This window comes from Sabulibacter ruber (assembly GCF_017355955.1).
Taxonomy (GTDB): domain Bacteria; phylum Bacteroidota; class Bacteroidia; order Cytophagales; family Hymenobacteraceae; genus Nibribacter; species Nibribacter ruber_A.
Genome location: NZ_JAFFID010000001.1, coordinates 1,325,819 through 1,340,087, shown reverse-complemented (window position 1 = coordinate 1,340,087; position 14,269 = coordinate 1,325,819). Strand labels below are relative to the sequence as shown.

The following is a 14,269-nucleotide window of genomic DNA, read 5'->3' as shown; positions in this document are numbered from 1 at the left end:
CTAGAATTTACGGTGAATGCCTACTACCACGCCCCAGATGATGCCGCCCTCCGGGGAATCGATCTTGATGGGCGGGTACTTGGCGTTCTCTGAAAGCAGGTAGGCGGCTTCTTTTTTGACCTCCAGCCGCTTGATGGTGAAGCCGCCGTCCACGAACGCCAGGACCACCATGCCGCTGGCAGGCCTGATCTCGCGGTTCACAATGGCCAGATCGCCGGGCATGATGTGCGCCCCAATCATGGAATCGCCTACCACTTTCACCAGGAATGTGGAGGCCGGGTGATTGGAGGCGTAGGTGTTCAGGTCAATGGGGTCGGCGGAGTAGTCGGTGGCGGGGCTGGGAAAACCGGCCTGCACCGTGGTGGTGTAAAGCGGCAGGGAGTTGCCTCTGTCAATGATAATCAGGAACCGCTGCTCCTGGAGCGGGTGTAAAGGGATGATCGCTGCTTCCATATTGCCTCTGCTGTTTCTGCGGTGTTTTACGAACAAAATTAGCAAAAGCTATATATTTAGCTAAAATATTTAGTTTTAAGGCCGATTTACCCCCGCTGAACAAGGTTTTGGCAAACCAGAAAGGAACAATCTGCCTAATGGTGCAGGCCGAAAGCAAAAACACGAGGTTAGTTGATACTCAAGGCTTTGCAGGCAACCTGCGGAAATGAGGTTAAGTTGAAGTGCCAGTTGAAACCACCCGGTCATAAATTTGCCTGAGCTGCGCATCACCGAAACCGTAAATGCCCTCTTTTCTGGAAAACGCATCAAAAGCGGCGGCGAACTCAGGGCCGGCACTCTGGACGATTTCTTCAATCGCTTTTTCCGGTCGGCCTTTCTCACCGTTGCCAGGAAACCGCTCCAGGTGAGCGGCGCATACTTCCCGCAGATACGGAAAGCAGGCAGACTGCCGCTTTGATAGTTCTTCCAACCTGGATGGATCACCGTTTTTATAAGCTTCCCACAGATCTTTGCCCAAAGCCAGGTCTTCCTGGTTTAACTTCACCCGGTCCTGAAAGCAGTTGAGCAGATCCTGCGCAGAGGCCAAGCCGAAGTCTTGCCAGACATCGGTTCCGCTCAGGTATGTAGGATAGACCACAAATACTTCTTTGTGGGACTGCTTGTGCAGCAGCGAAAGAATGAACCACAGGTTCACCTGGCAGAACAGGTCATAGCCAAACCACAGGTTGAACTCAGCGTCTGCGGGGGCGGAAGTGAGTTTCTCCAATTGGGGCACTACCTTGGTGTAATAGCTTTCCTGCACGGTTGGGTAAGTGGCTTGCAGGTAGGCGGCCCTGGTGCGGTAGAACTCCGGGAGCGTATCGCCGGTTACATCGCCCTCAATCAAACATTCGCGCATGATGACTGCTTCGCCGTTGAGACCGGTGGCGGAAAACCTATCCAGCAGCGCGTCTCCGTTCAATACATGGTATACCATAGAGGAAGCTTTTCTTGGGTTAGGGATCAGTGGCGTTAAAAACAAGCTGCCGCCTGAGTCAGTTGACGGCTCTTTTACAAGTACGTACAACGGGCCCAGACGGCAGCCTGCGGGTGGGTAAATCAGAACTTCAGGTTCAGACCCAGGCCGTTGCCGGTGAATCCCAGTTTCAGGTCAAAGTGGTTCATGCCGGTTTGGGTTAAGCCGGAGTTGTAGATTCTGGCGGCGTTCTGGGTGTGCTTGGAAAACGACGTGGCAAACGGAATGGCAACGCCAATCAGTCCGGCGCCAATGCCCGCCAGGGCCCAGTTGGGTTCTCCGCCGCCAATCGCCGCCCCTATAGGCCAGCCCACCAGAAATCCGCCCGCGTAGCCAAGTACATTTGCTACACCGGCCTTCCCTTTCGCGATCTTCATTTCCTTGTACGCCTCGGGGTTTGACTGGGTAATGTCCAGCAGTTGCTTAGGCGTGAGATTTCGGCCATTCTGCCGGAAAACGGTGGAGAAGCCTTTCTTTACTTCAATGGTGTCTGAGACGCTTTGCGCAAACACCTGAACACAGGTCAATAACACAAGACAAAGGAGTACAACTTTCTTCATGCTTTACATTTGGGTTTAGTTAGAATAGTAATTTGAGTAGTAAGATAAGCTTAGTTTTTCAATGGTAAGCAACCGGTACCGCTTGTGGTAGCACTTACCTGTTTTAAGGCTGTTTTTCCTGGTTTATGCCTAAAACAGAACTCCCGCCTGCCCACGGCAAAACAGAAAAAGCAAGGCCCTCACAGTTGAAAACCATGAGGGCCTTGCAGGGCAGGAGATAAGAATAAACGATTTTGCCGCAGTTTGCCTGGGTAAGTCTTTGAAAAGGGTTGGTGGCTTAGGAAGGGGAATGGGTAAGAAGCCGTTTCGCCCTGAGGATTCCGGTAAAGGTCAGGTACAGGACCGGAGGGTTGCGGAACGAGCTTACCGCAACAAAGCCGTTATCGGCCAGGGAATCGCAGAGCGCCAACATCTCCTCCTGCGAGATGCCTAGCTGCGTGCTTAGTTTCTCCGCATCCATGGGAAAATCGTTTGGCTGATCCATGGTCTGCACTTTCTTGTAAATCTCCTTTAAAATAAAGTCTTCCTTCTCCATAGCTGTCAGGTCATGTGTTGGAGGCAAATGTATCTTTTCCGGTGCTGGAAAGCATCAGTATTACAACTGCATGTGACCTGAATTTACCCTTAAAATAGCTGTAGTAGCCTGGCAAATTGCTCTCTGGCGGTCTGATGGCTAAGCAAAAATGTTAAACCGGTGCAGCATCGGCAAGATGTGCTACTTCTGGTGCATCGGGCTGGCTCTTTAGGGAGGGAAGGCTTAGAAAGGCGCTGTTATAATAAGGGAAACGTTTGTTGCAATACTTACTAATAAGTATTTTTGCGGGAGTATAGACAGTATTTCTACAGATGAAAGGCGGCGATAGGGCTTAAGAGTTGAGGTTGGTCGGGAGTGTAATAGCAGGAATCTGTCTGTCGTGCTATTCGTCTGTCAAAAATATTCCGATTTGTAAACTAAGACGCGCTGGGGGTTCGATTCCCTCCGCCGCCACTCTTTCGCTCATCTTTCAGAAAAACCCAGTTAAAACAGAAGTATCAATCTGAACAAGGGCAAGCTGCTCAAGTTGGTTGATGCTGACTGGCGAATAGGAGGATACCACGGAAAACCTAACCATAACTCCCGTTTTCCATAGATTACCTTGGTGCATCTGATTATAGTTCCAGATAAACTATGGTATTGGTGCTTGTAGGCCTTGTTCTGCTTTGTTTTGTGCAAATACTGTAAAGGGTGAAAGCCCAGATTTGTATTGTTTGATACCACAGGCTTCATTTGTAGGAGAAGTGCCCTCACTTATCAAGATCTTTTCTAAAGGAAACTCCAATCTCCATCACTTATAAAGGCAGCATTGCCGAAAATACCCGTTATTCATGATTTTGGGTTTAAGGGTTTAATAATGCCTTTTCAAACCCATTTTGCAAAAGAAATACCTGCTTTCTTTTCTTTGACAAAGAGTTTTTGACCTGTTTTCTGGAAAAATAGCCAAGAATCCAGTCTGCTTCTACTTTTGGGTTTTCTCTTACAACAGAGCAATGTACCCTTAGTAAAAGCTGAGGGAAGAGAATAAATGACTGCATCAGCTACTGTGACCCAAAAGCTCCAGTTCTTAGGTTGAGAAAGCTAAATATCACTTTTCTAAGTAGAATAGCTTGTGCGTTTCCTTGGAAATTTTGGGCAGCAGCAAACAAGAGTTGCCTTAATTCAAGGAACCGGGTAACAGGTTGTTTTGCGGGGGAGAGTCATCGCAGGAGGCGATGAACGCTGGAGGAAGAATGCAAGAGATTGCGCCAGCGGAAAAAGGCAGGTGTAAGCGTATGGAAACGCCTTTCTCAGCCTGCAAACGACATTATAGGCAATCCCAGGATGATGATCAAGGCAAACAACGCCATTCTCATAAGTGATTTCTCCTGTGATCTCGCCTCCATCTTTTCAATGGTGAATGCTCCTGCAATGAACAGAATTGCACTGACAATGATAAATCCTATGTATAGCATGGGTAAGAGAGTTAGGTAGGAATTATAACTTTCTAAATGAAGATAGTACTAATACTGCTAATAAACAAGATGAAATCAGTAGAAAATCAAAGAAGTATTTACCGTCACAGCATAGATGCCAGCCTTTGAAGACAGCTTAGGGCCAGAGCGTAACGGGAATTCTCTGTAGTGGAGGGGCTTTGATGTGGGAGTGGTGTTAGTTAAGGAGTGCTTTCATACGCTTTTTTTCAGGTTAGTGTGGTCATCTCATTAAGGTAACTACCGGAAAACCCAGCAGAATGATCAGAAAGAACAGCATGGCAATCAGGGCGATTTTCTCGCTTTCCTTAATAGCCAGCTTGTTGATTGCTATGGAGCCGGTCGAAAAAAGGATGACACTCGTGATAATAAAACCGATGACAATTAACATATAAGATTCTTTTATTCTGATTAAACTATTAGATATGAGTATATATAGCTTCATATATATATAGGGTATAGGTGAACGGATGGCCAGTGTTGGTCAGCACAGCGTAGTAAGCCTTTGTTGGAAAAGCCTGCTAAACATCAGTTCCGGAGAATGCAAATGCTCTTTTTACTAAGAAGGGGAGGGAATTCTTGACGTATGGGTTAGAGTTGGTCTAAGCGCGAAATTCATGTACCACGCAGGATCACGTGTAACCAAAGGGCAGCAAATGGAAGAAAAGTACCAAAGCAGAAATTCAACGGCTCACAAGATACTTTTAGCGGAAAGCGGTTCTATTTCTTTGGGTAAGAAATAGAATTTATATCAAATATCAAAGCGAAAATAGAATGTTTAAGCGTTTGGCTGATGTACTAACCTAAGATGAGTGCCCTGAGAGTGCGTGAGAAGTTGGTGCGGAGGCGGTAGCCGCAGCTACATAAAAAGAAGGAGGCCTGTGTACGGCAAATGCATAACTCCGCTACTCAGCAGAAAGGAAACTTGCCAAGAAGTACTGAGATAGAAAACAGAATCTGTGCTTACGAAAGGGTCTGATCTCCTGTGAGAAGGGGAAGGGTGGAGGAATGATATAGAGTTTTACCGGCCAAAGCACCTGCCAACGCCTCCATCAACTCCTCCCGGTTCCTGAATACTACAGCTTAGATGGCTTCTACCGGAGCAAGCGGGACTGCATCGGTGGAGGTGCCATTTAAAAGAAAGGTAATCACAGACTTGCTGAACCACAGGCCTTCCTGTAGGCGTCCTTCTTCCACTTCTGCTTTTGCCTTCCCAAGCATCTGGAAAAGAAGGGTTAGGCGTTCATAGGCTTGGGTGCCTGCAGGGGTAGTTTCTTTCAGGTCAGAGAGGATGTGCCCTGTTTCCTGAATAGCCTCCAGTTGATGGGTGATTACCTCTGGTGTGTCACTTGCGCACTCCTCCATTTCTTTCAAAATTCCTTGAAGCGTCTGGATGCACTCTTGTCTAAGTTCTATCATTCTGGTTAGTAAATTTTATACTTTTCTAAACAATTCAAGAGGCTTTTTCGGCCTGTTGTAAGCTAAGCAACCCCAGGGTATGTGGTAAAATAGGGCCTGAGACGTACAACGCCCCCAAACCTTGCTGCAGCTGGCGTATGTCTCTGGTAAAGAAACATTTCAGCAGCCGTTTATGGGCTCTATATTATACAATTCTTTTTAAGTTCTTACCTTTCTTGTTATTTTCTGTAACAATATATAGAAAAGAACGGCATTTTCAATGGTCTTAAAGAACAAAATGGCGCCACCTGTATAAAGAGCGCTTAGTTTTTATAGCGTTGGTGGTTTAGGTGAGTTTTGATCACTCAGCTTCATAAACGCCCACACTGCAGTTTCAAGAAAGCTTTCAGGTTGCGTTTAGGAGGTAAGTCCTACTTTGTTGCCGAGGTTTGGTGAAGGAAGTAGAGAATCACCGACTCGCTGAAACTTAACCCATCGCCCACGTTCCCGAACTCCACCTGTTTAATGGCCATCTCCAGTTTCATGAGGCAGTAATTGATAACTGTGCTCGTTTGCTCGCCTGGTTTCTCCCGCGCCAGAAGCTCCTGAAAAATGGACGAGGCTTCATGTAATTGAGTCAGGAGCGAGAAAGTAACGTCCCGGTGCTGGAGGCGCTGTTCCTCCAAGTCCCGAAGATTGTGCAGGATTTGTTGAAGGGCTGGAATGCTTTTCTCCTTTGTTTCCATAACGGCCGCTTTTTTCTAGGCTATTGGTGATACCGTGTATTAACGCCAAGTCAATATACATAGTAGGCAAACATGTAGTAGCCTGATAGAGGTTTGGTATTGGTTATCAAATTGTTAATAAAGATTGGCCGCTAGCAAAATAGTAAGATGACTTCATTGGTTTAAACGTGCGTTGCCTCCGATAGAATTGAACCTAAGCTATATTCTGGTTGGATTGGTTTGTCTGCCCATTGGTAAGCAAGTAGTAAGCCTAAGTACTTAGTGGTAAACTGCTATAAAATGTAAGTTTCCTAAAATAATATTGACGAGTAGGATTATTTATGTTAAAAATTTATCTTATCATAGAGCTTTGTTTCTAAATTTAACTAAGTATTGTCCTATATTGGCGACCTATGGAGCAAACAATGGTAGAGGTAATAGCGCCTCATCAAGTAGAAAGATACCCCGTTGAAACGGAAAATGCAGATTCCAAACGAATTATTGAACTGGACTGCACCCGGAGGATCACCGCCTTTATTGTAGTGCTCTTTCACTTTGCGGAGGTAACTTCCTATAAAGCTTACCTGGCCATGTTTGCGGGCGGTACCGATCTGTTTTTCATCATCAGCGGTTTTGTTGGGTACAACCTGCTTCGTTCCAGCCCTTCTGCTTCTGAGTACGCCAAAAGGCGTTTTGTCAGGCTGATTCCAACGTTTTGGGCATGTGCCTCGCTTACCTTCCTGTGTATTTTTGCTTTCCAGGTAAAACACGGCCTTTCACCTGTGCAAACTATTCTGCAGTATCTTTCCAATCTCACTCTCCTGAATTTCTTCATGGGCATCCCTTTTCTGGATGGCGTGTACTGGACGCTTCTCATTGAGGTACTGTTCTACTCCATGCTAGGCGGGTTGCTCTTTCTGAATTGGGGGAAGTACCTGGAGAAAGCTGGGGCAGTAGGGGTGCTGTATTTATTTCTTACAAGTATAGTGCCCCTGGGGAGTTTTAACGCCGTTCATTGGACAATTCTTACCTGTTTTCCGCTCATGGTGGTGTGGCCGGTTTTTTATGCGGGTATTGTCTTCAATAAAATAAAATATGATGGCGGTACCGTGGGCAGGTGGTTGCTCTTGCTGCTGGCTTTCATCACCAACATACTTGCCGTGGGTAATTCCGCTAAAATCCATGGGGTGGTGCTACACCGGCCGCTGTATGAACACGCCCTGATGACGTTCGTTTACTTCGGGTTCTTTTACCTGTCCATCAACAATCGTCTCAGGCTCATTGTCAACAAGGTCACCCTTTTCCTGGCCGGTATTTCGTATTGCCTCTACCTGATCCATATGGTAATCGGGAACCAGTTTGTGAAGCCCCAACTGAAAGAATTGCCGCAACTATGGCAGATCCTGCTGATGACAGCAATAATGGTTCTAGTGGCTTCTCTGCTCACGTATTTTGTGGAGAGACCTCTGGTGAAATGGGTGGGGAGAAAACTGAAAATCAAAGGCGCTCATTAGAAGCCTACTCTGCGAAGGTGAGCCTGAATCAGCGGCTTTCAGGAAGCAACTTGTTGAAAGGTTAGCTTTCTGATTTTAGGGCAGTTTTCCGTAATGGGCAATAAAAAGCTGCTCGGGTTCCTCACACCATCCTCGGCAAATATCCGCCTGAATCGGAACGGACTTTTTCTGAAAGTTCAGGTTTTCTTCCGAGCCAGAACCCTTCATTTTTCTGCTTTCTTCTTTCAACCTGGCGCATACAGGTATGAGCCAGGTCGAAAGAAGAATTGCTCAGCTCTCGTCTACCAGCCGAATAATCTTGTCGTCTTGGAAGTGGAAGGTAGACTTGCCGCTCAGTTGCAGCACAGTGCCTGCTTGCAGGCCATTGGGTAGGTCCCTGGCCAGAACACCGGTGTAGTCAATGTGCGCTTCGGTGGTGGAATTGGTGGACTGGAGAGAAAGCACCTTCTGCTCTCTTTCCCGGAAGAAATCTTTGGCGTTTTCGGCCTGTTTTCTGAATTCCTCCAGTCCGTGGGTGGTCAGGTTGACCTCTCCGCCCGAGATGTTCTCAAAGCAGACATCCTGGTGCAGGTGCTGGAGCATGCCGTCTACATCAAACGCGTTGTAAGCCCTGATGTAGTCCCTTACTGTTTCTTCTTGCAGATGACTCGTCATATGGTAGTTATTTGATGATGGAATACCGGTGTTCGTCCCAAATCTGGCCGTTCTTGACCAGTGATTTCCTGAAGATGCCGTCTTTCTCATAACCGTTCTTCTCCAGTACCCGCATAGACCCAGGGTTGTATTCAAATATACCGGTATGGATGCGGAGAAAGCCAAGCTGGTGGAGGCCGTAGGCAGTAATGAGTTTCACGGCAGTGGTGGCAATGCCCCGCTTCCAGAACGGCTCGCCTATCCAGTAGCCTATCTCGGCGGTTTTCCGGTATATGTCGGTTTGGCCCACCAGCCCAATGATACCACAGAACTGCTGGTCAAAGGCAATGGCAAAGGTCATGGGCTCCTTTTCTTGCCGGGTGAGCTGAATGAAGGCGTCCGCATCGGCGGGGGTGTACGGGTGAGGAAGAATGTCCCGTAGGTTGTCCCAGATCTTCTTGTTGTTGGCAAGCTGGGCCAGGGCATCGCGGTCGTGGTCCTGTAAAGGCCTGAGCGTAATCTTTCCTTCCGTTAGCATGTGGTTCAGGTTTGCGTGCATTCTTGTTTTTTCAGCTTTGGGTAACCAAAGGTAAAGATTTGGAGCCATTACGGTGTGTAAAGCAACCTGATCGGGAAGCAGGCTGCTTCCTGGCTTCCTTTCCATCATTTCGTTTTAGGTGTCTCTTCCCCAAAACTACCCTAAAATGCGGCCTGGGATTTCGGGAAAAGAGAAAGCCCGTTTGGCGCTAATCCAGAAGATAGGGGAATCTGGGCAGATTAGGCGCCAGTGACCCAATTCACAATGGCCGGGCCCCAGTAGTATAAAGTGAAGTAATAGGTGCCCACCATCAGAAAAACGGTAGCCAATAGCAATACAACCGAGGCGGAAAGCCTGAGGATAGGAGAGGCGGTAAACCGCCGCGCCCTGATGAAGGCCTCGGCCACCAGCAGGTTGGGCAGGTAAAAGAAAAACACCATCACCATATCAAACGCGCCGCTGAACTGGCGGGTGTGACCAAGGCCGTCTGTGAGCATCAGCCAGAAGCCGTAGTCCATGCGGTAAAGCCACGACCCGATGGCCAGCGCATACAACCGCAGCGCCCAGGCGCGGTGCTTCTCCATTTGGCGGGCAAGGGCGTGGCGGAGCGTTTCCACGGCCGCAACAAACATGAGTACCCCGTACAGCCCGAAGCCAATGTTCATAACTGTGCCCCCAATAGTGCCTTTCAGGAAGATAAACACCAGTCCGCCAATGGCCGCCAGGAGAGAAGACAGAATGTAGACTCTCCCAATCCAGCGGTGCAAGGCAGGAAAACGCTCCCGCACTTTGTCTATGAGCTGAATGCTCCCCAGCACCAGGATAATGCCGCCGGTGGCAAAGTGTAGCCCAATGCCCGAGGTGGAGGCAACAGAATCACGCACGTACAGGCCGGGCAGCACACCGTTCCAGCGCTGCATATCGCCTTCGTAAAGGGCGGCGGCGTAGAAAGCCAGGATGTACAAGCCAAACAGGGCGGCGCTACACCAGACCGTAGCCACCAGCAGAAGGCTGGACCACCGGAAGGCGGCCGCGCTTAACTTGGCTATGGACCGGGGTTGGGTTGCAGGAGTAATGGGTTTGCGCAAGACGTTACTCATCTGGGTGTCTTTATGGGTGGCAGAGTCTATCTAAAACAGCATTGGGGTTCATGGAGGAGCGCAGCTAAATTTACTAAAAATACCTGAACTGAGGGAGCGTGACTTCTGGATAATTGCCCAACTATAGCTTGTGGACCAGGAACTTACCCAATCCTGTTTCAAGCCTCTTTTCTGAGAAATAACCCTAAAATCAACAAGAAAGGTCTAACCCTTTACCCAAAGCAGGAAGCTACTCTGCTATCCTGAATTCCTGCAGGATATTCCATTTGCCGCCGGCTTTCTGTTCTATCAGGCTGATGGTGCGGAACTTCAACTGAGCGGGAAATTTATGTTGCATTAACTGAGCGAAAATCTCGTCTGTGCAGGCGGAGTTTCTGGGGTGCATTAAAGTGACGTGGGGCTGATGGTCTCTGGGGTGTTCCACAACACCGGTGAGCACGGCTTTCCTTACCGCATGAAATTGCCTGTTTTCTCCGGCCGAGGGCAGGAATGCGCCTTTGCCGTCTGCTGTGCGCAAAATCTGCCCCAGATTAACCTGCAGCGGGGTTGCCAGCTTTATTGCCGCGAGGTTCGCCCGCACCTTGTCCAGGTCTTGCAGTTCCTCTTCGCGGCATAGCGTCACGTGGGCGGGGATGAGGCGGAACTGCGCCGGGTTAAAACGGGCCCTGATGCGTTCAATGGTTTCCTGGTTCTCCGTCAGAAATAAGGTGAGCTGGTGCCTGGTTTCCATCCTGAAAAAGCCAAAAGTGGAAGGGAAGGCCTGCGGAACCCATTGCCCGGGCATTATCCCTTAGGTAAATAAAATACGTGTTTTCGCCCCGGTTTCCTGAAAAGAAGGCAAATACAGAAAAGCGTCTGCCTCAGGTCAGCGCAACGGATTCTTAGAAGTAAAACTAATCGCTAATTACTGGACTTACAGGAGTTTACTTTGTAAATTAGGTAAAAAGTAGGGCGGTTTTTTTCAGGTTGTAAAAGCGTGTAGATATGGAAAAAGCAATTCTGCGAAAAGCATACGGCTGTGCGTATCTTTTTCTATTGGTATGGCTGAGCGGTAGTGTACCTGCCGCCGCCCAGAACCCTTCGCAAATCCAGTTTCCCAATTCTGGTAAGCCGCAGGCGCAGAGAGCGTTTCTGGAAGGCGTGCTACTGTTGCATAGCTTTGAGTACGAAGATGCCGCAGAAGCCTTTCAGAAAGCCCAGCAGCAGGACCCCGATTTCGCTCTGGCGTATTGGGGCGAGGCCATGACGTACAACCACCCCATCTGGGGTGGACCCTCTGAAAGTGACAAAGCCATTGCCTGCTTAAACAAACTAGGGTACAGTGCCTCTGAGCGGCTGGCCAAGGCACCCACCGAGAAGGAAAAAGGGTTGCTGAGGGCGGTGGAAGCCCTGTTTCTGGAAAAAGGGGAAAAGAGGGACAGAGACCTTGCTTACCTGAGCCAGATGCGGCAACTCTACAAGAATGACCCAAACGACCTGGAAATTGCCTCGCTTTGCGCGCTGGCGTACATGGGCGTGAGCATCCCGGATACGGCGGCCATGATTGCCAAAAAAGTAATGGGCAAAGAACCGTACCACCCCGGGGCGCTGCACTACTTTATCCATTGCCATGACAATGCGGCCCAGGCGCACCTTGCCCTGGAAGCGGCAGAACGCTACCCCAAAGCGGCTCCGTATGCCCAGCATGCGCTGCACATGCCGTCCCACATCTATGCCGCCCTCGGGCGATGGGATGGGGTGATAGCTTCCAATGAGGCGTCTATGGCCGCCGCCGAAGAACGGCGCAGAAGAAAAAACCTAGGCGTGGAAGACCGTGGCTACCATTCTATCTGGTGGCTGGAGCACGGCTACCTGCAGCAAGGCCGGTTTAAAGAGGCGCTGGCGCTTTTGCAGGAGGTGGAAGAAAATGCCCTGCAAAGCAATGCTCCGCTCATCCGGAACCACGTGGTTCTGATGCGGGCCCACCATGTAATAGAAACCAAAGACTGGAACAGCGATTTTCTTACCAGACCGGTGAAATTAGATGACCTTCCGGCCGAAAGCCAAACCATAGCGCATTTTACCAGAGGATATGCCGCAATACACAGAGGTGACCTGGCCACCGCCCGGCAAGCGCTTGACTCCATCCGCGTAGCGCTGGGCAAAACAACCTCCGTTGGTATGGAACAGGGGCCGTATGACCATTGTGCTCCCAATACCCCTACGGTGTACTCACTGGCTACGGTCTTGCAGAATGAGCTGGAGGCGCTGCTGTTGTTCAAAGAAGGGAAAAGGGAAGAAGCCGAGCGGAGTTTGCAGGAGGCCATCCGGAACGAAAACCTCAGGGGGGCGTTTGTGATGCCTATTTTCATCAAGCCTGCCCATGAGCTTAGGGGAGAGATGCTTCTGACCTTGAAACAGCCTGCCAAGGCAAAACAGGCATTTCAGGCGGCCCTCAAACTTGCGCCCAACAGGGTTTTATCGCTTGAAGGCCTGGCAAAAGCAGCTCAGTTAAGCGGCGATAAGAAGCTGTTTACGTCTACCCAGGTCACCCTGAAAGCGATCCGGCAGCAAGCCAGTAAAATCTAGCCTTGTGAAACATAGGGGGTGATGTCCTCCGCCGGGAGCCTAAAGTGCCCCCTTCTCCTGAAGGTACCTGGTGAGCGTGGCGTAAAGAGCGGCAGCTCCTTCTTTTCCTCTGCGGCGGAAGAACAATTCAATGGCCTCTGTAAACTCTTTCTGTATTTGCAGGAAATAGGGGCTGGGTTGAGTACCGTTTTCAATCTTCTCAATTACCTGCATGGCTTCTTCGGCTATTTGGAAGACAACGGTTGGGAAGGGCCGCGTCATGGGTAGGCATTTCTCCAACCTTGCCCGTTGCTGCCGAAGGTTCATGAATTCAGGCTCCATGGTGGTTTCTGTTGCTGCTACGTTTTGGGTGTCTTTTCTGGAAATTGAGCGCAAAACAAACCACCAAGCTGAAGGCTTAGCTATGACTCCTGAAGTAGGTACTCTTTCCCGCGTATACGGTTTCCGATAGAAGAGCGAAGAGCTGAGTGCAAACCAAAGAATTGGCTGTTTCAGGCGGCTGCGCCGGATCTGCTGTATTTTAGTTTGTTTTTAGGCCCCTGTTGGGCTTTGGCTATCTCTTTGAACAGGCGCAACTGTTCTGGGGAGAAATCTCTTTTGGGAACCACGTTGGCCACCTGGGGAGTAGTCCAGATAAGTACCCAGTCCTTGTTCTCGGTGAGGCTGTGAATCTTGTCCCAGGTGAAATTTGACTGGAAAGACTCGCCCGTGATCCTGACCATATCCCGGTCAAACTCATAGACAATGGTCTCGCTTACCCGTTGATGGGTTTTGTAAGCTTTTTTAGCGGCAAAGTAAAGCTGAACGGGAAAGCCCACCGTGAAGTAGAGCCCAAAAATCAACCCTATCCAGGGCACCTCCGTGAGCGCATCCGTGAGGTACAGGAAAAGCACGCTCAGGAGTGAGAAAATCCCAAGGGCAAGAATGAATTTGCTTTTCCATTTACGGAACACAAAATGGAAGTTGACTTTGATGTAATCCTGTTCGCTTAGCTTAGTGGTGAGGGTGATGTTGTCCATGAAAGGTAATGGGGTTTACTTCTTCATCAAAATGGGCTATTCTAGTGGGTTTTTCAAATCTTTCCCAGAAATAGCTCAGAAACTGGCGGGCAGCTTGGTCGCGAAGACGTGGCAAGAATAGGTTGGTTGGCCTAAATCAACTCCTGAACTTAAGCCAAAGGTACGTTAAGCCTGCTTAACCCTAGCCAGAAATACCATACCTCCTGCAATTTCTAACGCATGGAAGTTGGGCAAAGAACAAGGCGGTTGCAGGTTTTCCTTGCCGCGCTCACCTGGCACCAGGCTACGGAAGACAGACCAGAGCACAACCCGTAGTTGCCGAGGAAATTAGTATAGAAGTTCTAGAATATAGTATATTCGTTAGTCCAGTTACGTTTATCCGACCAACGGTAGCTGAATAAACGTATGTTTGCCTCCGTACATAGGACCAATAACCGGAATAACTACGTTTATACAGTAGTTAATCCGTCATTGGATTATTTTCTGCTCTTATAATGGCGAAGCTTCCAGGCAAGGGGAAGTAAGGAATCAAAGGTCACTAAAGCGGCAAAAGCCTGAAGAAGAGCCAAAGGCCCGAGCCTTTGATGAGGGGCTGGGGAGTCTTGCGGCGGCGGTGCCGCTGAAAGCGCGTGCTTTCGGACGGGAGCGTCCCAGCAAGACTTGCAGATAGAGCGAAGTTAGCCTTTTGGGAGGACAAAGTCAAGGAGGCTGACTTCGGTAGGTGGTTCTTCTTCAGGGT

At 49.2% G+C, this 14,269-nt stretch carries 16 protein-coding genes; 2 read left to right on the top strand and 14 right to left on the bottom strand.

Features of this window, described 5'->3' with window-relative positions; translation table 11 throughout:
• The 8 genes from JT719_RS05545 to JT719_RS05510 form a co-directional block, all read right to left on the bottom strand.
• Nucleotides 1–453 carry a LexA family protein gene (locus JT719_RS05545; protein WP_207431495.1) on the bottom strand — a complete coding sequence of 151 codons (453 nt, stop codon included), beginning with the start codon at nucleotides 451–453 and terminating at the stop codon, nucleotides 1–3.
• 211 nt (nucleotides 454–664) lie between these two features.
• A complete protein-coding gene (locus tag JT719_RS05540; protein WP_207431494.1) occupies nucleotides 665–1,429 on the bottom strand; it encodes a hypothetical protein in 765 nt (254 codons plus the stop codon).
• A 122-nt stretch (nucleotides 1,430–1,551) separates the two neighbouring features.
• Nucleotides 1,552–2,028 (bottom strand): hypothetical protein, encoded by a 477-nt coding sequence (locus tag JT719_RS05535; RefSeq protein ID WP_207431493.1) that lies wholly within the window; start codon nucleotides 2,026–2,028, stop codon nucleotides 1,552–1,554.
• 277 nt (nucleotides 2,029–2,305) lie between these two features.
• A complete protein-coding gene (locus tag JT719_RS05530) occupies nucleotides 2,306–2,563 on the bottom strand; it encodes a hypothetical protein (RefSeq protein WP_207431492.1) in 258 nt (85 codons plus the stop codon).
• Nucleotides 2,564–3,852: 1,289 nt separating this feature from the next.
• Entirely contained in the window at nucleotides 3,853–4,017 is a 165-nt protein-coding gene (locus JT719_RS05525; protein ID WP_207431491.1) for a hypothetical protein, read from the bottom strand.
• A 241-nt stretch (nucleotides 4,018–4,258) separates the two neighbouring features.
• Complete coding sequence (locus JT719_RS05520) at nucleotides 4,259–4,426, bottom strand: hypothetical protein (RefSeq protein ID WP_207431490.1); 168 nt, start codon at nucleotides 4,424–4,426, stop codon at nucleotides 4,259–4,261.
• Nucleotides 4,427–5,118: 692 nt separating this feature from the next.
• Nucleotides 5,119–5,454 (bottom strand): hypothetical protein, encoded by a 336-nt coding sequence (locus tag JT719_RS05515; RefSeq protein WP_207431489.1) that lies wholly within the window; start codon nucleotides 5,452–5,454, stop codon nucleotides 5,119–5,121.
• Between the two features lie 410 nt (nucleotides 5,455–5,864).
• Nucleotides 5,865–6,179, bottom strand: coding sequence for a hypothetical protein (locus JT719_RS05510; protein ID WP_207431488.1), 315 nt, complete (start codon nucleotides 6,177–6,179; stop codon nucleotides 5,865–5,867).
• A 392-nt stretch (nucleotides 6,180–6,571) separates the two neighbouring features.
• Between JT719_RS05510 and JT719_RS05505 the strand changes: the two genes are divergently transcribed.
• The gene (locus tag JT719_RS05505; RefSeq protein WP_207431487.1) at nucleotides 6,572–7,672 is read left to right on the top strand and encodes an acyltransferase family protein; all 1,101 of its coding nucleotides are present in this window, start codon (nucleotides 6,572–6,574) and stop codon (nucleotides 7,670–7,672) included.
• A gap of 270 nt (nucleotides 7,673–7,942) precedes the next feature.
• On the opposite strand, the gene JT719_RS05500 is transcribed toward JT719_RS05505, so the two are convergent.
• From JT719_RS05500 to JT719_RS05485, 4 genes are all read right to left on the bottom strand, one after another.
• Nucleotides 7,943–8,326 carry a nuclear transport factor 2 family protein gene (locus tag JT719_RS05500; RefSeq protein ID WP_207431486.1) on the bottom strand — a complete coding sequence of 128 codons (384 nt, stop codon included), beginning with the start codon at nucleotides 8,324–8,326 and terminating at the stop codon, nucleotides 7,943–7,945.
• Between the two features lie 7 nt (nucleotides 8,327–8,333).
• Entirely contained in the window at nucleotides 8,334–8,843 is a 510-nt protein-coding gene (locus JT719_RS05495; protein ID WP_207431485.1) for a GNAT family N-acetyltransferase, read from the bottom strand.
• 239 nt (nucleotides 8,844–9,082) lie between these two features.
• On the bottom strand, nucleotides 9,083–9,943 hold the full coding sequence (locus tag JT719_RS05490) for a DUF2306 domain-containing protein (protein WP_207431484.1): 861 nt from the start codon (nucleotides 9,941–9,943) through the stop codon (nucleotides 9,083–9,085).
• A 229-nt stretch (nucleotides 9,944–10,172) separates the two neighbouring features.
• Nucleotides 10,173–10,727 (bottom strand): 2'-5' RNA ligase family protein, encoded by a 555-nt coding sequence (locus tag JT719_RS05485; RefSeq protein ID WP_207431483.1) that lies wholly within the window; start codon nucleotides 10,725–10,727, stop codon nucleotides 10,173–10,175.
• 200 nt (nucleotides 10,728–10,927) lie between these two features.
• Between JT719_RS05485 and JT719_RS05480 the strand changes: the two genes are divergently transcribed.
• Entirely contained in the window at nucleotides 10,928–12,511 is a 1,584-nt protein-coding gene (locus JT719_RS05480; protein WP_207431482.1) for a tetratricopeptide repeat protein, read from the top strand.
• 39 nt (nucleotides 12,512–12,550) lie between these two features.
• Here JT719_RS05480 and JT719_RS05475 read toward each other — a convergent pair whose 3' ends face one another.
• Together JT719_RS05475 and JT719_RS05470 are read right to left on the bottom strand one after the other, a co-directional pair.
• Nucleotides 12,551–12,886 carry a hypothetical protein gene (locus JT719_RS05475; protein ID WP_207431481.1) on the bottom strand — a complete coding sequence of 112 codons (336 nt, stop codon included), beginning with the start codon at nucleotides 12,884–12,886 and terminating at the stop codon, nucleotides 12,551–12,553.
• Nucleotides 12,887–13,002: 116 nt separating this feature from the next.
• Nucleotides 13,003–13,530 (bottom strand): YcxB family protein, encoded by a 528-nt coding sequence (locus JT719_RS05470; protein WP_207431480.1) that lies wholly within the window; start codon nucleotides 13,528–13,530, stop codon nucleotides 13,003–13,005.
• Nucleotides 13,531–14,269: the final 739 nt, after the last annotated feature.